Raw genomic sequence first — 19,095 nt, 5'->3', positions numbered from 1 at the left:
TACATATTTTCCATATACTAACTGCGCAGATTATATATAGAAAATATTACAGAAATCAGGAAACTTATAAATCAAAAAGCAGTTAAAATAACTTGGGTATTGGAGGAGAATATGAAAGCCACAGGAATAGTCAGAAGGATAGATGATCTCGGGCGCGTCGTTGTTCCAAAAGAAATCCGCAGAACACTCCGCATTCGGGAAGGAGATCCGTTAGAGATATTTACAGACCGGGAAGGTGAAATCGTATTGAAGAAATATTCACCAATCGGCGAATTGAGTGCACTGGCGGGAAATTATGTGCAGAGCTTATCGCAGAGCCTGCACTGCACGGCAGCAATCTGCGATATGGATCAAATCGTTGCGGTGGCAGGTGGAGGTAAAAAAGAACTGGACGAGCAGCTTATCAGTAAAGAACTGGAAGAAATACTGTTAAAAAGGAAAAAACTGCTTGCATTTCAGGAGGATTCTTCTTATATAAATGTTGTGGATGTTGAAGAGTCTGCTTTCACCGGAGAAGCAATCGGCCCGATTTTGTGTGAAGGGGACGTGATTGGAGGTGTGCTTTTACTTGGCGAAAAGAACCGAAAGAAATTAACCGATCTGGAAATGCAGGTCGCCGTCTGCGTTGCAGATTTTCTCGGCAGACAGATGGAACAATGAGGAAGAAACAGGAATAAAAGCCCTTTTCTTTTCATACTTTTGATAAAGAGGAGGGAAGAAGATGAACAGGCTGGAAAAAAATCAGAAAATCATATGGCTGTTGAAGGCATTGCTTTTTTCCTATGTAGTAACAGGCATCAGTCTGCTGCTGTTGTCTGTTTTGTTGTACAAATTTGAATGGAATGAGCATCTTGTTTCGGCAGCAATTGTGGCAGTATATGTATTATCAACGGTTGTAGGAGGAATTGTGATCGGAAAGCTGGTCAGAACCAGACGCTTTTTCTGGGGACTCCTTCTGGGAAATTTGTATTTTATTCTGCTTCTGGTCATTACGATCATACTGTATCGTTCGCTTTCCGGAAATGGGCTTAATATGCTGACAGCATGGATTCTCTGTACAGGTGGTGGCATGACAGGCGGTATGATCTCATAAAAATTACGGAAGTAAGATAACGGAATACAATAAAGGAATACAATGAAGGGAAAATGAGCCTCTGATATCAGATGAAAAGCATGGTATCAGAAGCTTTTTGTTATGGCGACGAGGAAAATGCGTCATGCTTACATGACAGCATTTGACGACCGCTAATCAGCGGATAAAACTCGCAAAGCGTGTTTTATCGCAGCCTGTGAATTGTTCGGTGAAATATAAGGAAAAGGTTTTCAATTTGGATAAATTGTGCTAAACTAACAAAGTGGACTGTATACGCTGAAAGCATATAATTTCAGACAGTGCAGTTTATGGAGTCGGAAAGAAAGGAAAGGTTTAGCAATTATGAAAAAGGGGAAGGGTATACTGAGTCTGATCTTGACGATCGTGCTGATTGGACTTCTGGGATTTACCACTGCTGTCGGATTCGGAAAAGGTCATACCGGTTCGGCACAGAATATCAAGCTCGGACTGGATCTGGCAGGCGGTGTCAGTATTACATATAAAGTAAAAGATGACAACCCGACAGACAGCGAGATGAATGATACGATCTACAAGTTGCAGAAGCGTGTAGAACAGTACAGTACAGAAGCTTCTGTTTACCAGGAAGGTAAAGACAGAATCAACATTGAGATTCCGGGTGTTTCCAATGCAAATGAGATTCTGGATGAACTTGGACAACCGGGTTCTTTGTATTTTATTTCACAGACAGACAGCAAAGGCAAAGCCAATTATAAACTTGTCAGCTCTACAGGAGATGCTGCGAAAGATTACAAGCTTTCAAAATCTCTGGAAGAAATGCAGAAAGACGGCTCTATTGTTCTGACAGGAACAGATGTCAAATCTGCAAAAGCACAGACGACAGAGAATCCGACAACAAAAGCAAAAGAGAATATTGTATCACTGACGTTTACAAAGGCAGGAACGAAGAAGTTTGCAGATGCTACGAAGAAAGCTTACAAAGCACGCGAGAGTATCGGTATTTACTACGACGGAGCATTTGTCAGTGTGCCGAATGTACAGAATGAGATTACAGATGGTTCTGCACAGATTTCAGGAAATATGACATTTGAAGAGGCAGACGGACTTGCTTCTACGATTCGTATCGGTGGACTGAAACTGGAATTGGAAGAACTCCGTTCCCAGGTTGTGGGAGCACAGCTCGGAGAGCAGGCAGTACATACAAGTTTAGTAGCAGGTGCGATCGGACTTGCGGTTGTGTTCCTGTTTATGTTATGGGTATATTACTTGCCGGGACTTGCGTCCGGACTTGCACTTCTGATTTATACAGGATTGGTAATGGTTATCCTGAATGCATTTGACATTACACTGACGTTACCGGGAATTGCAGGTATTATCCTGAGTATCGGTATGGCGGTGGATGCCAACGTTATCATCTTCGCTCGTGTGAAAGAAGAGATGACGGCAGGCAGAGGAGTGAAGAATTCACTGAAGACCGGATTCCACAAAGCGATGTCAGCGATCGTTGACGGTAACGTAACAACACTGATTGCAGCAGCAGTTCTGTGGTTTAAGGGTTCCGGTACAGTAAAAGGATTCGCACAGACACTTGCAATAGGTATCATTGTATCGATGTTTACAGCACTTGTTATCACACGTATGATCGTATATGCGTTCTATGGTGTCGGTATCAGAAACGAAAAATTCTACTATCGTCCATGGAAGAAGGAAAGAAAGACTATTGATTTCCTTGCAAAGAAAAAGTATTTCTTTACATTCTCAATTGCTGTTATGGTAATTGGACTTGGAATCATGGGATTCCATGCATCAAAAGGAGACGGAGCATTTGCATATGGTTTGGACTTCCAGGGTGGTACAGCTACGAATGTAACATTTAATGAGGACTACTCTATCAATGATATTGATGCGAAGATCGTACCTGTTGTAGAGAAGACAACCGGTGATCACAATGTTCAGACACAGAAAGTTGCCGGAACAAAACAGATTATCATCAAGACCGTTACATTAAGCTTAAAACAGCGTGAAGCGCTGAACAAAGCGATGGTAGATAACTTTAAAGTAGATGAATCTAAGATCACTGCAGAGAATATCAGCTCTACTGTAAGCAGTGAGATGCGTCAGGATGCAGTTATTGCGGTTATTATTGCAGCCATCTGTATGCTGTTGTATATCTGGTTCCGATTCAAAGATATCCGCTTTGCAACCAGTGCCGTACTTGCATTGCTACATGATGTAATAATCGTAATCATCTTCTACGGTGTTGTAAGAATTTCTGTAGGTAATACATTTATTGCAACAGTGCTTACAATTGTTGGATATTCGATCAACGCGACGATCGTTATCTTTGACCGAATCCGTGAAGAACTGCGTGGCAGAAAGAAAGCAGCAGATCTGGATATGCTTGTAAACAAGAGCATTACACAGACTTTGACAAGAAGTATTTATACCTCTCTGACAACGTTTGTTATGGTAGCAATCCTGTTTATTCTTGGTGTTAGTTCTATTAAGGAATTTGCTGCACCGCTGATGGTAGGTGTTGCATGGGGGGCTTACTCTTCTGTATGTATTACAGGTGCACTGTGGTATGTCATGAAGATGAAAATCGGTGCAAAAGCACAGCCTGCAAAACAGACGGGAGGCAAAAAGAAGAAAAAATAATACGGTTCCGATATAAGAACATAAGCAGCCATGACCATAGATCCTATGGTTGTGGCTGTTTCCTTACTGCCATCTGACTGTCAGAAGCGGAGGGCAGTTTATAAAAAAGAGAACTAAAGGAGAAGCAGATGGAACGCTGGGTATTACTTCGCAAAGGAGCAAAGTTTGAGGAACTGAGCGAAAAATTTCATATTAGTAAACAACTGGTAAGCCTGATCAGAAATCGAAATGTCATAGGAGAGGAAGCGATGGAGAAGTATCTTCATGGAACGATTTCAGATCTGTATGATGGCATGCTGTTAAAAGATATGAACAGAGCCATTGACATATTGACAGAGAAGATTGCGGATAAGAAGAAAATACGTGTGATCGGAGATTATGATATCGATGGTGTGAATGCAACGTATATTTTACTGGAAGGACTGGAAGGACTGGGAGCAGAGGTGGATTATGATATTCCAAACCGTATGACGGATGGCTACGGCCTGAGCAATGAGCTGATCGAGCGGGCGGCAAGTGCCGGAGTCGATACGATTCTCACCTGTGACAATGGCATTGCCGCCAGGAAAGAGATCGCATATGCGAAAGAACTTGGCATGACTGTGATCGTAACAGATCATCATGAAGTGCCTTATGAAGATGAGCAAAAACAGGAAGAAAAAGATCAGACTGCGGAAATGAATTATAAAGGTAAAAGAAAATATATTCTTCCGCCGGCAGATGCAGTCATTGATCCGAAACAGCCGGACTGCAATTATCCTTATGAGGGGATCTGCGGAGCAACAGTTGCATACAAGTTGATGGAAGCATTGTATGAGGTGACAGGACATGATGTGGATGATATCGATTACCTTATAGAAAATGTTGCAATGGCAACGATTGGTGATGTGATGGATCTGGAAGATGAAAACCGGATCTTTGTGCGGGAAGGTCTTGAAATGCTAAAGCGGACTGCCAATCCGGGGATGCGTTCGCTTATGGAATGCAATGGAATTGAAAAGGAGCGGCTGAATTCCTATCATATCGGTTTTGTGATCGGACCGTGTCTCAATGCCGGAGGAAGGCTGGATACGGCAAAACGCGCACTGGAGCTTTTGCGGGCGAAGAACAAAAAAGAGGCAGATGTTCTGGCAGGAGATCTGAAGGCACTGAATGACAGCCGGAAAGATCTGACTGCGAAAGCCGTGAAAGAAGCGATTGAATATATAGAACACTCTACATTAAAAGAAGATAAAGTACTGGTAGTGTATCTGCCGGAGTGTCATGAGAGTCTGGCGGGAATTGTGGCAGGAAAGATCCGGGAAAAATACTACAGGCCAGTCTTTGTTATCACGGACGCTAAAGAAGGAGCAAAAGGCTCCGGCAGATCGATTGAAGCTTATTATATGTATGAGAAACTTCATGAGTGTGAAGAACTTCTGGATAAATATGGTGGACATAAGATGGCGGCGGGACTGTCTCTTCCGGTAGAGAATATCGATAAGCTGCGCAGAAAACTGAATGAGAAATGTATGCTGAGTGAGAAGGATCTTTCGGAAAAGATAACAATTGATATGCAATTGCCATTTTCCAAGATATCGCCGAAGTTTATCGATGAGATCAAATTGCTGGAGCCATTCGGTAAAGGTAATACCAAGCCGGTATTTGCAGAAAAAAATCTGGTAATACGCAGCGCGAGGGTTCTTGGACGCAACAAAAATGTATTGAAAATGCGTCTGGAAAATGCAGAGCATGTCATATTGGATGCGGTTTATTTTGGTGAAGTAGAGAAGTTTATCGGTTACCTGGAAGGAAAATATGGAAAACAGGAAGTAACAGAGCTTCTTACAGGCGGCAGAAGCCAGGTGACAATCCAGGCAACCTTTTATCCGGAAATCAACGATTATCTGGGCAGAAAAACATTGCAGATTGTAGTGATGCATTATCGGTAAATGGGATCATAGGTGAATATCTATAGAATTATTTGAAAATCATATCAAGTAATGATATACTAATTTTGTATTTTATCATGAAACGGAGAAGATGCATTATGAAACAGATAGAAGAATATGTAAGAAGTATTGAGGATTTTCCGGAAGAAGGTATCATCTTCCGTGATGTAACAAGTGTGTTACAGGACGCAGACGGACTGCATCTGGCAATTGATCTGATGCAGGAGAAGTTAAAAGAATTAGATTTTGATATCGTTGTCGGACCGGAATCCAGGGGATTTATTTTCGGTGTTCCGATTGCATATAATTTACACAAGCCATTCGTGCCAATCCGCAAAAAAGGCAAATTACCATGCGAGACCATAGGAATCAAGTATGATCTTGAATATGGAAGCGCCGAACTGGAGATGCACAGAGATGCGATTAAACCAGGGCAAAAAGTTGTGATCATTGACGATCTTATTGCAACAGGAGGAACGAATGAAGCGATGGTCAAGCTGGTCGAAGGACTTGGCGGTGTTGTAGTGAAAGCAGTATTCCTGATGGAACTGGCAGGACTCAAAGGCCGTGAGCGTCTGAAAGGATATGACGTAGAGTCTGTAATCTGCTATCCGGGCAAGTAATCCGTAATATAAGGTAGAACAGACAGATAAAGGAAAGAGAAATCAGAGGAAGGAGGCGTTAATATGTCAAAGACAACGTATGAGTCATTGGATAATAAGATTGCGGCAAGCACTCTTACCAAAGATCTTACAAAAGGGCTGGATGTTGTGGATGGTCATGGGATTAAGAAGCCGGGTGAGTATGAGAACCCGGACGAGCTGTATGACATGTTAATTGCCCGTATCCGGAAGTACCATCCGTCTACGGATGTCAGTATGATTGAAAAAGCATATGCTCTGGCGAAAGAGGCACACGGAGACCAGTGCCGTAAGTCCGGAGAACCATATATTGTGCATCCGCTCTGGGTTGCGATCATTCTGGCAAATCTGGAGATGGATAAAGAGACGATTGCAGCAGGAATGTTACATGATGTCGTAGAGGATACAAAATATACAGAAGAAGATATCAAACGTGAATTTGGAGATGAAGTAGCACTTCTTGTAGATGGAGTTACAAAACTCGGACGATTATCCTATTCTTCCGATAAACTGGAAGTACAGGCGGAGAATCTCCGTAAGATGTTTCTTGCCATGGCAAAAGACATCCGTGTTATCATTATCAAATTGGCTGACCGTCTGCATAACATGCGGACACTGCAGTTTATGACTCCTGCAAAGCAGCAGGAAAAAGCAAAAGAGACGATGGATATATATGCACCAATCGCCCAGAGACTTGGTATTTCCAAGATCAAGACTGAGCTGGATGACCTGGCACTCAAATATTCACAACCGGAAGTCTTTTTTGATCTGGTGAATCAGATCAATGCAAGAAAAACAGAACGTGAAGAATTTGTAGATCAGATCGTTCAGGAAGTATCGACACATATGAAGAATGCCAATATCAAATGTGAAGTGAACGGACGTGTCAAGCATTTCTTCAGTATTTATAAGAAGATGGTCAATCAGGACAAGACCGTAGATCAGATCTACGATTTGTTTGCAGTCCGTATTATTGTAGATTCTGTGAAGGACTGTTATGCGGCGCTCGGTGTCATCCATGAGATGTACACACCGATTCCGGGACGTTTCAAGGATTATATTGCAATGCCAAAACCAAACATGTACCAGTCTCTACATACGACACTGATGAGTTCTGTGGGACAGCCATTTGAGATACAGATCCGTACGGTTGAGATGCATAAGACAGCAGAGTATGGTATCGCAGCACACTGGAAATATAAGGAATCCAATGATGGCAAGAAGAGTGTGGAGGCACAGGAAGAAGAGAAGTTAAGCTGGCTTCGTCAGATTCTGGAATGGCAGAGAGATATGTCAGATAACAGAGAGTTCTTGAATCTGATCAAAGGAGATCTGGATCTGTTTGCGGAAGATGTTTATTGCTTTACACCGCAGGGAGATGTCAAAAACCTTCCGAACGGATCAACACCGATTGATTTCGCTTATGCGATTCATAGTGCTGTCGGTAATAAGATGGTCGGTGCCAGAGTCAACGGTAAACTTGTAAATATAGACTATAAGATCCAGAACGGTGACCGTATTGAGATACTGACATCCCAGAACTCCAAAGGACCGAGTCGCGACTGGCTGAATATTGTTAAGAGTACACAGGCGAAGAACAAGATCAATCAATGGTTCAAGAAGGAGTTTAAAGAGAGCAATATCATCAAAGGAAAAGAGATGATCGTTGCTTACTGCAAAGCCAAATCCATCAATGTTTCCCATATTACGAATATGAAATACCAAGAGACGGTACAGAGAAAATATGGTTTTAAAGATTGGGATTCTGTGCTTGCGGCGATTGGTCATGGAGGCCTAAAAGAAGGACAGGTTGTAAATCGACTGGTAGAAGAATACAGCAAGGAACACAAGCAGGAGCTTACCGATGAGAGTGTACTGGAGAAGGTTGCGGAAGCGTCCAAGAATAAAGTGCACATTGCCAAATCCAAGAGTGGAATTGTGGTTAAGGGGATAGATGATGTTGCAGTTCGTTTTTCCAGATGCTGTAATCCGGTTCCGGGTGATGAGATTGTTGGTTTTGTTACACGCGGAAGAGGATTATCTATCCACAGGACAGACTGTATCAATATGATTCATCTGACAGAATCTGAACGTGCAAGACTGATTGATGCTGAATGGGAAAGTGACGTTACACAGGAAGCGACCGGACAGTACCTTGCAGAGATCAAGATGTATGCACATGACAGACAGGGATTTTTAATGGAGATGTCCAAAATCTTTACAGAGGCAGATGTGGATGTCAAATCTATGAATGTGCGTACAAGCAAGCAAGGAACTGCGACGATCGAGACAGGATTTATTGTTCATGGCAGAGACGAATTAGAGCATATTGTGAAGAAACTGCGCCAGATCGAGGGCGTGATCGATATTGAAAGAACGACGGGGTAAAACTGGAATGAAAATAGAAAAATTTGTAACAGGTATTATCAGCACGAATTGTTATCTTGTGATAAATGAAGAGACAAAGCACGCGGTCATTGTTGATCTGGCTGCTTTTCCGCGAGCTCTGAAGAATTATATCGAAGAAGAGAATATTACGGTGGAAGCAATTCTGCTGACACATGCACATTTTGACCATATAATGGGTATTGATGATTTTAAGAAAGTTTATGATGTTCCTGTCTATGTAGAAGAACATGATGCGGATCTTTTGGCGGATGCAAGACTGAACCAGTCATTGACTTATACCAATGGTTATACATTTGCCGGAGCGAAGACTGTGAAGGACGGAGATGTTCTTACATTTGCCGGATATGATTTCCGGGTGATCCACACACCGGGTCATACGATGGGATGTTGCTGTTACTATGTAGAATCTGAGAATGTGCTGTTCAGCGGTGATACACTATTCCAGAATTCTGTCGGACGTACAGATTTTGAAAACAGCAGCACATCGGCGATCGTCCGTTCTGTAAGAGAAAAATTATTCCTTTTACCGGATGAGACACATGTGTACCCGGGTCATATGGGAGAGACGATGATCGGACATGAGAAAACGCACAATCCATATGTGTAAGATGGATGGGAGAAAAGATGATGGAAATTATATGTTGTAACGAATCATACACGTATAATGCGTATCATATTATGAAGGCTTTTTATCCAGCCGGGAACATGGTGGCCCGGGTGGACGAAAAAGCCTCTAATTATGTAGAGGCGGTTCTCCCGGATGGAAGCAGGCTTGCCATTTCCAGAGAAAAAGAACTGACAAAGAAGGAACTTGATCGTGCATTATACAGAAAACTGAAAGAAATAACCGGACGTTCCCTTGCGTGGGGTGTCCTTACCGGAGTGCGTCCGACAAAAATCGCTATGAAAAAACTGGAGGAAGGAATGGATAAAAGCGCTTTTGTCCAGTGGTTTCAAAAAGAAAATTTGGCGAGTGAAGAGAAAACTATTCTTGCATGGGAAATCGCAAACCGGGAGAAAGAATTACTTGACAGACTGGATTATGAAAATGGATACAGTCTGTATGTCGGAATTCCATTTTGCCCAAGTGTCTGTAGCTACTGTTCCTTTAGCTCAGGCGCACTGTTTGACTGGAAAGACAGTGTGGAAGCATATTTAGATGCACTGTGCAAAGAACTTGCTTACATCGGAAAGGTATCCGTGGAGAAGAAATTAAATACGATTTATATTGGCGGAGGTACACCGACTACACTAACTGCCGGACAGTTGAAGAGACTGTTAGACTGTATCGATACATATTTTTCAAGAGAGTATCTTCTGGAATATACCGTAGAGGCTGGCAGACCGGATAGTATTACACCGGAAAAGCTACAGGTAATTGCGGAGCATGGAATCAGTAGGATTTCTATTAATCCGCAGACAATGCAGCAGAAAACGCTGGATCTGATTGGCAGAAAACATACTGTTTCACAGATCCGTGATGCATATCATACGGCAAGAAGTCTTGGATTTGACAATATTAATATGGATTTGATCGCAGGACTTCCGGGTGAGACACTTGCGGATATGGAAGATACGCTTTCACAGATTAAAGAGCTGGAACCGGACAGCCTGACAGTACATTCTCTTGCAATCAAGCGTGCTGCAAAGATGGGACGGTCTGATGAAAAACCTTCTGTCGGCCCAGATACAAAAGAGATGGTAGATGAAGCAAGACGCGTGGCAAAAGAGATGGGACTGTTGCCATATTATTTGTACCGGCAGAAGAATATTGCCGGAAATTTTGAAAATGTAGGTTATGCAAAGGTTGACAAAGCCGGAATTTACAATATACTTATTATGGAAGAAAAACAATCCATTATCGCTGCAGGTGCAGGCGCATCGACGAAGATCGTATTAAAGAACCCGGTGCCGGTACAGGGCAGCAAAAAGAAAAAAGAAACAAATCTGATTCGGCTGGAGAATGTAAAAGCAATCGACGCGTATATCCAGAGGATTGATGAAATGATAGAACGAAAAGGAGAATGGCTATGGCATTAAAGAAGAAACCGGTTACCGGCATGAAGGACATCCTTCCTGCAGAGATGGAGATCCGTGATTATCTGATCGGTCTTATTAAAAAGACTTACAAGAGTTTTGGATTTACGTCAATGGAGACACCATGTGTAGACCATATTGAAAATCTGTGCAGCAAGCAGGGCGGAGATAATGAGAAGCTGATCTTCAAGATTATGAAGAGAGGCGAGAAGTTAAAGATTGATCAGGCAAAAGAGGAAAATGATCTGGCAGACGGAGGTCTGCGTTATGATCTGACAGTTCCGCTTGCAAGATATTATGCTAACCATTCCAATGAACTTCCGGCACCTTTCAAGGCGCTGCAGATCGGTAATGTATGGAGAGCTGACCGTCCGCAGAAAGGACGTTTTCGTCAGTTTATGCAGTGTGATATTGATATTTTAGGTGAAGCATCTGCACTGGCAGAGATCGAGTTGATCCTTGCGACAACAGCAATGCTTGGCAAGCTGGATTTCAAAAATTTTACAGTTTGTATCAATGATCGTGGAATTTTAAGAGCAATGGCTGCATACAGCGGATTCAAAGAGGAAGATTACGATGAAGTTTTCATTATTTTAGATAAGATGGACAAGATCGGTGCAGATGGTGTAGAAAATGAGCTGATCGAGATGGGCTATGCAAAAGAAAACGTAGAGACATATCTGAAACTTTTTGATGAAGTAAGCGCAGATGTAACAGGAATCCATTATCTGAAAGAAAAGTTAGGAGAATATCTGCCGGAGGAGACTGCACAGAGTATGGAACTGATCATGTCAAGTGTGGAAGAGGCAAAAGAGTGCGAATTTAATCTGAAATTTACACCGACACTGGTGCGTGGACAGTCTTATTATACAGGAACAATCTTTGAAGTAACAATGGATGACTTCGGAGGTTCCGTAGCAGGTGGCGGAAGATATGATAGGATGATCGGTAAATTTACCGGACAGGATACGCCGGCATGCGGATTCTCTATCGGATTTGAGAGAATCGTTATGCTGCTTCTGGAAAATGGATACAAAGTTCCGGCAGCAAAAGAGAAAAAGGCATACCTTCTGGAGAAGAAGCTTCCAAAAGAAAGTATGTTAAAAGTACTTGCAATGGCGAAAAAAGACAGAGAAGAAGGAAAACAGGTACTGATCGTCAATATGAAGAAAAACAAGAAGTTCCAGAAAGAACAGCTTACAGGGGAAGGCTATGCAGATATTGTAGACTGCTACGCAGACCGTCTGTAGAATATAGAGAAGAAAAGGAGAAGGATCATGGCAGAATCAATGCAGGGATTAAAAAGAACTCATAGATGTGCCGAGTTATCTGCAGCGAATGCAGGTGAAACTGTGACAATCATGGGCTGGGTACAGAAAAACCGTAACAAAGGAGGTCTCGTATTTATTGACGTCAGAGACCGTTCCGGAATCATTCAGGTTGTATGCGAAGAAGGCAAGACGGATGCAGCGCTGATCGAAAAGGCCGCGAAGCTTCGTTCGGAATATGTAGTAGCTGTTGTAGGTAAAGTGGAAAAACGTTCCGGCGCAGTTAATAAAAATCTGGCAACTGGAGAGATTGAGATCATTCCGGAAGAATTACGTGTACTTTCCGAGTCTGAGACACCACCGTTCCAGATTGAAGAAAATTCAAAGACAAAAGAAGAGATTCGTCTGAAATACAGATATCTGGATCTGAGAAGACCGGATATGCAGAGGAACCTGATGATGCGAAGCAAAGTTGCGACATTAACCCGTCAGTTTCTCGCAGAAGAAGGATTTATGGAGATTGAGACTCCGATCCTGATCAAGAGTACACCGGAAGGAGCAAGAGATTATCTTGTACCAAGCCGTGTGCATCAGGGACATTTTTATGCACTCCCGCAGTCACCACAGCTTTTCAAACAGCTTTTGATGTGTTCCGGATGTGACCGTTATTTCCAGATTGCAAAATGTTTCCGTGATGAGGACTTAAGAGCAGACCGTCAGCCGGAATTTACACAAATTGATATGGAGCTTTCTTTTGTTGACGTAGATGATGTAATTGAAGTAAATGAACGTCTTCTCGCAAAATTATTTAAAGAAATTCTTGGTGTTGAAGTATCACTGCCGATTCAGAGAATGACATGGCAGGAAGCAATGGATCGTTTCGGTTCTGATAAGCCGGATATCCGTTTCGGAATGGAACTTCAGAACGTAACAGAAGTTGTAAAAGACTTTGATTTCGTTGTATTTAAAAGTGCGATTGAAAATGGCGGAACTGTCCGTGGCATCAACGCCAAAGGACAGGGTAGCATGGCAAGAAAGAAAATTGACAAACTGGTTGATTTTGCAAAAGACTATGGCGCCAAAGGACTTGCATATATTGCAATCCACGAAGATGGAACTGTAAAATCCTCATTCGCCAAATTTATGACAGAAGAGCAGCAGGCTTCTTTGATCCAGGCAATGGGTGGAGAGAATGGAGACTTACTTCTGTTTGCAGCAGATAAAAATAAAGTTGTATGGGATGTTCTTGGTGCACTGCGTCTGGAACTTGCCCGTCAGATGGAATTGTTGGATAAGAATGAGTACAAATTCCTTTGGGTAACAGAGTTCCCATTACTTGAGTGGAACGATGAACAGAACCGCTTTACAGCGATGCATCATCCATTTACTATGCCGATGGAAGAAGATCTTCAGTACATTGACAGTGATCCGGGAAGAGTTCGTGCAAAGGCATATGATATTGTGCTGAACGGTAACGAGATCGGTGGAGGAAGTGTACGTATCTTCAATCAGGATATTCAGAGCAAGATGTTTGAAGTTCTCGGGTTCACACCGGAGCAAGCACAAGAGCAGTTTGGATTCCTGCTTGAAGCATTCAAATATGGAGTTCCGCCGCACGCAGGACTGGCATACGGACTGGATCGTCTTGTTATGCTTATGGCAAAGCAGGACAGCATCCGTGATGTGATTGCATTTCCGAAAGTAAAAGACGCCTCTGATCTTATGACAGAAGCTCCGTCACCGGTTGATGCAAAGCAGTTAGATGAGCTGGGACTTGAAGTGGAAGAAAATGCCCAGGAACAGGAGTAGAGAGTATATGGAACATCCATCTATTGCTGATGAAACACTCAGAGAGAAGATAAAAGAAATCGAACAGATTCTTGCATTATATAAAGAAGGCAAAACAATAATAGAAATTGCCGGCTCGCTTGATTTCGCACAGTCGTATGTCCAGGACGTACTGCTGTGCGTGCAGGCTTCGGCTGAGGAAGACCCGGCAGCGATTGCAATGCTGCTGGAGGGGTAGGAGATTTTCTATGAGTATATTAAACGTGGAACATCTGACACATGGCTTTGGAGACAGAGCCATTTTCTCAGATGTTTCTTTTCGGTTATTAAAAGGTGAACATATCGGGCTGGTAGGAGCCAATGGAGAAGGAAAGTCTACATTCATGAACATTGTGACTGGAAAACTGACGCCGGATGAAGGAAAAGTAGAATGGTCGAAAAACGTACATGCAGGATATCTGGATCAGCATGCGGTGCTGAAAAAAGGCATGACAATCCGGGAAGTTCTAAAATCTGCATTTGACAGTCTTCTGCAGAAAGAAATCCGCATGAATGAGATATGCGATCTGCTTGGCACAGCAGATGATGCACAGATGGCAGAATTAATGGAAGAACTTGGAACAATTCAGGATGAGCTGACTTTGCATGATTTTTATACAATTGATGCAAAGGTAGAAGAAGTGGCAAGAGCGCTGGGACTTCTGGATCTTGGATTAGACCGTGATGTTACAGACTTAAGTGGCGGGCAGCGCACCAAAGTTCTGCTGGCAAAATTATTGCTGGAGAAACCAGACATTCTGCTTCTGGATGAGCCAACTAATTATCTCGATGAAGAACATATTGCATGGCTGAAACGCTATTTGCAGGAATATGAAAATGCATTTATACTGATCTCGCACGATATCCCATTTCTCAATGATGTGGTGAATATTATTTATCATATGGAAAATCAGGAACTGAACCGTTATGTGGGCGATTATGACCATTTTCAGGAAGTTTATGCAGTAAAGAAGGCACAGCTGGAAGCAGCATACCGCAGACAGCAGCAGGAGATTAGTGAGTTGAAAGATTTTGTGGCACGGAATAAAGCGCGTGTATCGACAAGAAATATGGCAATGTCCAGACAGAAAAAACTGGATAAAATGGATGTGATCGAGCTTGCGGCAGAAAAGCCGAAGCCGGAATTTCATTTCCGTTACGGACGCACGCCGGGAAAAATGCTTTTTGAGACAAAAAATCTTGTGATCGGTTATGATGAACCATTATCGAAAAAACTGAATTTTTCGATGGAACGGGGACAGAAAATTGCTCTTGTCGGAACGAACGGAATTGGAAAGACAACACTTCTTAAAAGTATTCTCGGACTGCTTCCTTCTCTGAAAGGGGAATGTGAACTGGGAGAGAATCTGGAACTTGGATATTTTGAACAGGAAGTAAAAGGGGAGAATAAAAATACCTGTATCGAAGAGTTATGGGAAGAATTTCCGTCTTTTACACAGTATGAAGTGCGTTCTGCGCTTGCAAAATGCGGGCTTACGACAAAGCATATCGAAAGTCAGGTCCGTGTTCTGAGTGGTGGAGAACAGGCGAAAGTCCGTCTTTGTAAACTGATCAACCGTGACACGAATTTTCTGCTTTTGGATGAGCCGACCAATCATCTGGACGTAGACGCCAAGGATGCACTGAAAAAAGCGCTTCAGGAATACCGCGGAAGTATTCTTTTAATCTGTCATGAACCGGAATTTTATAAAGATGTCGTGCAGGAAGTCTGGGACATGAGCAAATGGACAACAAAGATATTTTAGGTTGACATTTACAGAGAGCAAAACTATAATTAAATATACAATTTAATGTTACAGGGAGCTGGTACAAAGCTGGCTGAGAGGAAACTATAATTTGTTTCGACCTATAACCTGATTTGGATAATGCCAACGTAGGGAAGAATTACGGAAGAGAAGAGATGCCTGCGCATCTCTTTTTATACGAAAACGTTTTTTGCGGTGGCAGAAGCGTTTTTTTTATGGAATAGGAAAGTGCGCCATGCTTACATGGCAGAAAAAAATTTTTATTTACAGGAGGATGATCCAATGAGAAATTACACAACACAGATGGATGCGGCAAGAAAGGGAATTGTTACACCAGAACTGGAAAAAGTTGCAGAAAAAGAAAAGATGACAGTAGAAGAATTACAGAAACTGGTTGCTGAAGGAAAGGTAGCGATCTGTGCAAACAAGAATCATACCTGTCTGGATCCGGAAGGGGTAGGAAGTATGCTCCGTACAAAGATTAATGTCAATCTTGGCGTTTCCAGAGACTGTAAAGACTATGACATTGAGATGGAAAAGGTCATGAGTGCGGTAAATCTTGGCGCAGAGGCGATCATGGATCTGTCCAGCCACGGAAATACGCAGCCATTCCGCCGCAAACTGACAAGTGAATGTCCGGTTATGATCGGTACAGTTCCGGTATATGACAGTGTGATCCATTATCAGAGAGACCTTGCTACTTTATCAGCAAAAGATTTTGTAGATGTTATCCGTATGCATGCAGAAGACGGGGTAGATTTTGTAACGCTGCATTGCGGAATCACAAGAAAAACGATTGAGCAGATCAAAAAGCATAAGAGAAAAATGAACATTGTAAGCCGTGGTGGAAGTCTTGTATTTGCGTGGATGTGCATGACTGGAGAAGAAAACCCGTTCTACGAATATTATGATGAGATCCTGGACATCTGCGAAGAGTATGATGTTACAATTTCTCTGGGAGATGCATGCAGACCGGGATGTCTGGCAGACGCAACGGATGTATGCCAGATCGAAGAACTGGTACGCCTTGGCGAACTGACAAAGCGTGCATGGGATCACAATGTCCAGGTTATGGTAGAGGGACCGGGACATGTGCCGCTTGATCAGGTCGCAGCAAATATGCAGGTGCAGAAGAGTATTTGTATGGGAGCACCGTTCTATGTATTAGGACCTCTCGTTACAGACATCGCACCGGGATATGATCATATTACTGCCGCTATCGGTGGCGCTGTGGCTGCTATGAACGGAGCTGCATTCCTCTGTTATGTAACACCGGCAGAACATCTGGCACTTCCGAATGTTGATGATGTAAAACAGGGAATCATTGCTTCCAAGATCGCAGCACATGCGGCTGATATTGCCAAAGGTGTCAGAGGAGCAAGAGATATTGATGATAAGATGGGTGACGCGAGAAGAAAGCTTGACTGGGAAGCACAGTATGCATGCGCACTGGATCCTGATACAGCAAGAGCAATCCGTGACAGCAGAAGTCCGGAAGATGACCACAGCGATACATGCAGTATGTGTGGAAAATTCTGCGCAGTCCGCAGTATGAATAAAGCGCTGGCAGGAGAATATATTGATATTCTGTAAATATTCAGAATTATAAAAAACTGCAGCAAGGTGTCTGGTTATGGACATCTTGCTGCAGTTTTTTATATAACAAGAAATTGTATTTTCTATTATAAATAATAGCCTCCGGGACAATGCGAGCTCGATGAGGCACATTCGTCAAATACAGTGCAAGCAAAAATCTGTACTTGGGTTCACCGTATATGCAAAAAAGGAAGTGCAAACTGCAATTCCTCTTCAAGAGCGACAGACGGGGTTCGAACCCGCGACCCCGACCTTGGCAAGGTCGTACTCTACCAACTGAGCCACTGTCGCATATCTTAAGTTGTTGTTCTGTGTTATGTGTTCCTCAGAACAATACATACTATACTACGTGAATTAGTTTTTGTCAACACTTTTTTAAAAAAAGTTTTTTGAATTTTCTAATTTTCGCAAATGCTTATAAAACATGCAATGATAAAAAGATGTTATTATAGAACATTTTTGACTATATCCACCAGATAATGCTATAATAAAATTGATTGTGATGTCTGTAAAGACGTCATAAAAATACAGGAAAGAATGAGGGTAGGGATATATGGCAGAATGTAAGAAAATAAAGGCAGCACTCCTCGGATTAGGAACCGTGGGCGGCGGTGTTTATAAACTGGTTCAAAGACAGAAAGAAGAAATGGTAAAAAAATCAGGAGCGAATCTTGAGATTACAAGAATCCTCGTACATAATATGAACAAACAAAGAGAAGGCGTAGATGCCTCTCTTCTGACAGATAACTGGAAAGAAATAGTAGAAGACCCGGAGATTTCTATTGTGATTGAAGTAATGGGAGGAATCGAACCGGCGAAGACGATGATTCTGGAAGCACTCTGCGCAGGGAAGAATGTAGTGACTGCGAATAAAGATCTGGTGGCAGTGCACGGAAGAGAATTACTGGATGCAGCACAGGAAAATCAGGTTGATTTCCTCTTTGAGGCGGCTGTTGCAGGCGGTATCCCGATCATTCGTCCGCTGAAACAGTGTCTTGCAGTGAATGAGATTGATGAAGTGATCGGTATCGTGAACGGAACAACAAACTACATCCTGACAAAGATGTTTGAGGATGGCATGGACTTTTCAGAAGCGCTGGCAAAAGCGACAGAGCTTGGATATGCGGAAGCAGATCCGACTGCGGATGTTGAAGGTCTGGATGCTGGAAGAAAAGTTGCAATCTTAGCTTCCATTGCATTTCATTCCAGAGTTGTATTTGACGATGTATACACAGAAGGAATTACAAAGATATCTGCGAAGGATGTCGCATATGCAAAAGAATTTGGCAGTGTGATCAAGCTTCTCGGAGTGGCACATAACAGAGAAGATGGTATTGAGGTTGCGGTTTATCCGATGATGCTGCCGAAGAATCATCCGCTTGCATCTGTCAGAGATTCTTTTAATGCGGTTTTTGTACACGGAGATGCATTAGATGATGCAATGTTTTACGGAAGAGGCGCCGGAGAGCTTCCAACAGCCAGTGCTGTTATGGGAGATGTGATCGACATTATCCGCGATATCCGGTTCTCATGTACCGGACGAATCAGCTGTACCTGCTACAAGAATACACCGGTCAAGAGTTCAGATGATGTGAAAAATAAATTCTTTGTACGCATGCAGGTAACAAACAAACCGGGCGTTCTTGCACGAATCGCCAGCATGTTCGGTGAGCACAAAGTCAGCATTTCCAAAGTGATCCAGAAGGTCATTACAGACGGAGTCGCTGAACTTGTTATCGTAACGGAAGCAGTAAAAGAGTATCATATGCAGGATGCGTTGATGCATTTAAGAGAGATGGATACGACACAGGAAATCAGCAGTGTGATTCGTGAGTATTAAAAGTCGGATATATTTATAAGAAAGCCGGGAAGTTCATGAGGAGGGAAACA

The 19,095-nt window shown here is 42.7% G+C and carries 14 protein-coding genes, 1 tRNA gene and 1 riboswitch; of the genes, 14 read left to right on the top strand and 1 reads right to left on the bottom strand.

Annotation, left to right across the window (positions count from 1 at the left end):
• Positions 1-111: 111 nt before the first annotated feature.
• The 13 genes from DWY31_RS04095 to thiC all read left to right on the top strand — a co-directional run bounded on the left by DWY31_RS04095 (position 112) and on the right by thiC (position 17,202).
• Positions 112-660 carry a stage V sporulation T C-terminal domain-containing protein gene (locus DWY31_RS04095; protein WP_021861555.1) on the top strand — a complete coding sequence of 183 codons (549 nt, stop codon included), beginning with the start codon at positions 112-114 and terminating at the stop codon, positions 658-660.
• 61 nt (positions 661-721) lie between these two features.
• Positions 722-1,093, top strand: a complete 372-nt coding sequence (locus DWY31_RS04090) for a TIGR04086 family membrane protein (RefSeq protein WP_021861554.1) — start codon at positions 722-724, stop codon at positions 1,091-1,093.
• Positions 1,094-1,435: 342 nt separating this feature from the next.
• Complete coding sequence (locus DWY31_RS04085; protein ID WP_021861553.1) at positions 1,436-3,730, top strand: protein translocase subunit SecDF; 2,295 nt, start codon at positions 1,436-1,438, stop codon at positions 3,728-3,730.
• 128 nt (positions 3,731-3,858) lie between these two features.
• The gene (locus tag DWY31_RS04080; RefSeq protein WP_118519610.1) at positions 3,859-5,661 is read left to right on the top strand and encodes a single-stranded-DNA-specific exonuclease RecJ; all 1,803 of its coding nucleotides are present in this window, start codon (positions 3,859-3,861) and stop codon (positions 5,659-5,661) included.
• A 98-nt stretch (positions 5,662-5,759) separates the two neighbouring features.
• Positions 5,760-6,284, top strand: coding sequence for an adenine phosphoribosyltransferase (locus DWY31_RS04075; RefSeq protein WP_021861551.1), 525 nt, complete (start codon positions 5,760-5,762; stop codon positions 6,282-6,284).
• A 63-nt stretch (positions 6,285-6,347) separates the two neighbouring features.
• The gene (locus DWY31_RS04070; RefSeq protein ID WP_118519609.1) at positions 6,348-8,690 is read left to right on the top strand and encodes a RelA/SpoT family protein; all 2,343 of its coding nucleotides are present in this window, start codon (positions 6,348-6,350) and stop codon (positions 8,688-8,690) included.
• 7 nt (positions 8,691-8,697) lie between these two features.
• Positions 8,698-9,318: an MBL fold metallo-hydrolase gene (locus DWY31_RS04065; RefSeq protein WP_118519608.1), complete on the top strand. Its 621-nt coding sequence runs from the start codon at positions 8,698-8,700 to the stop codon at positions 9,316-9,318.
• A 17-nt stretch (positions 9,319-9,335) separates the two neighbouring features.
• A complete protein-coding gene (gene hemZ / locus DWY31_RS04060; RefSeq protein WP_117538375.1) occupies positions 9,336-10,751 on the top strand; it encodes a coproporphyrinogen dehydrogenase HemZ in 1,416 nt (471 codons plus the stop codon).
• Positions 10,736-11,998, top strand: a complete 1,263-nt coding sequence (gene hisS / locus DWY31_RS04055; RefSeq protein ID WP_118519607.1) for a histidine--tRNA ligase — start codon at positions 10,736-10,738, stop codon at positions 11,996-11,998. Before hemZ ends, hisS begins: the two co-directional genes overlap by 16 nt.
• A gap of 27 nt (positions 11,999-12,025) precedes the next feature.
• A complete protein-coding gene (gene aspS / locus DWY31_RS04050; RefSeq protein WP_118519606.1) occupies positions 12,026-13,825 on the top strand; it encodes an aspartate--tRNA ligase in 1,800 nt (599 codons plus the stop codon).
• A 7-nt stretch (positions 13,826-13,832) separates the two neighbouring features.
• The gene (locus DWY31_RS04045; protein WP_021861545.1) at positions 13,833-14,042 is read left to right on the top strand and encodes a hypothetical protein; all 210 of its coding nucleotides are present in this window, start codon (positions 13,833-13,835) and stop codon (positions 14,040-14,042) included.
• A 10-nt stretch (positions 14,043-14,052) separates the two neighbouring features.
• Entirely contained in the window at positions 14,053-15,609 is a 1,557-nt protein-coding gene (locus tag DWY31_RS04040; protein ID WP_118519605.1) for an ABC-F family ATP-binding cassette domain-containing protein, read from the top strand.
• Between the two features lie 40 nt (positions 15,610-15,649).
• Positions 15,650-15,761: riboswitch (TPP riboswitch) on the top strand.
• 130 nt (positions 15,762-15,891) lie between these two features.
• Complete coding sequence (thiC, locus tag DWY31_RS04035; RefSeq protein ID WP_021861543.1) at positions 15,892-17,202, top strand: phosphomethylpyrimidine synthase ThiC; 1,311 nt, start codon at positions 15,892-15,894, stop codon at positions 17,200-17,202.
• A gap of 221 nt (positions 17,203-17,423) precedes the next feature.
• Here the strand turns inward: thiC and DWY31_RS04030 are convergent.
• A tRNA-Gly gene (locus DWY31_RS04030) sits at positions 17,424-17,496 on the bottom strand.
• 262 nt (positions 17,497-17,758) lie between these two features.
• On the opposite strand from DWY31_RS04030, the gene DWY31_RS04025 reads away from it, so the two are divergent.
• Entirely contained in the window at positions 17,759-19,045 is a 1,287-nt protein-coding gene (locus DWY31_RS04025) for a homoserine dehydrogenase (RefSeq protein ID WP_118519604.1), read from the top strand.
• Positions 19,046-19,095: the final 50 nt, after the last annotated feature.

Origin of the sequence: Dorea sp. AF24-7LB (genome assembly GCF_003478575.1) — a bacterium.
GTDB lineage: Bacteria > Bacillota > Clostridia > Lachnospirales > Lachnospiraceae > Dorea_D > Dorea_D hominis.
Note: the sequence above shows the minus strand (reverse complement) of the source record. Positions and strands in the feature narration are given on the sequence as shown.

Bases quoted from the DNA above. Each gene is read 5' to 3' on its own strand.
- DWY31_RS04095 (WP_021861555.1), top strand. From the start codon at position 112: ATGAAAGCCACAGGAATAGTCAGAAGGATAGATGATCTCGGGCGCGTC.
- DWY31_RS04090 (WP_021861554.1), top strand. From the start codon at position 722: ATGAACAGGCTGGAAAAAAATCAGAAAATCATATGGCTGTTGAAGGCA.
- DWY31_RS04085 (WP_021861553.1), top strand. From the start codon at position 1,436: ATGAAAAAGGGGAAGGGTATACTGAGTCTGATCTTGACGATCGTGCTG.
- DWY31_RS04080 (WP_118519610.1), top strand. From the start codon at position 3,859: ATGGAACGCTGGGTATTACTTCGCAAAGGAGCAAAGTTTGAGGAACTG.
- DWY31_RS04075 (WP_021861551.1), top strand. From the start codon at position 5,760: ATGAAACAGATAGAAGAATATGTAAGAAGTATTGAGGATTTTCCGGAA.
- DWY31_RS04070 (WP_118519609.1), top strand. From the start codon at position 6,348: ATGTCAAAGACAACGTATGAGTCATTGGATAATAAGATTGCGGCAAGC.
- DWY31_RS04065 (WP_118519608.1), top strand. From the start codon at position 8,698: ATGAAAATAGAAAAATTTGTAACAGGTATTATCAGCACGAATTGTTAT.
- hemZ (WP_117538375.1), top strand. From the start codon at position 9,336: ATGATGGAAATTATATGTTGTAACGAATCATACACGTATAATGCGTAT.
- hisS (WP_118519607.1), top strand. From the start codon at position 10,736: ATGGCTATGGCATTAAAGAAGAAACCGGTTACCGGCATGAAGGACATC.
- aspS (WP_118519606.1), top strand. From the start codon at position 12,026: ATGGCAGAATCAATGCAGGGATTAAAAAGAACTCATAGATGTGCCGAG.
- DWY31_RS04045 (WP_021861545.1), top strand. From the start codon at position 13,833: ATGGAACATCCATCTATTGCTGATGAAACACTCAGAGAGAAGATAAAA.
- DWY31_RS04040 (WP_118519605.1), top strand. From the start codon at position 14,053: ATGAGTATATTAAACGTGGAACATCTGACACATGGCTTTGGAGACAGA.
- thiC (WP_021861543.1), top strand. From the start codon at position 15,892: ATGAGAAATTACACAACACAGATGGATGCGGCAAGAAAGGGAATTGTT.
- DWY31_RS04025 (WP_118519604.1), top strand. From the start codon at position 17,759: ATGGCAGAATGTAAGAAAATAAAGGCAGCACTCCTCGGATTAGGAACC.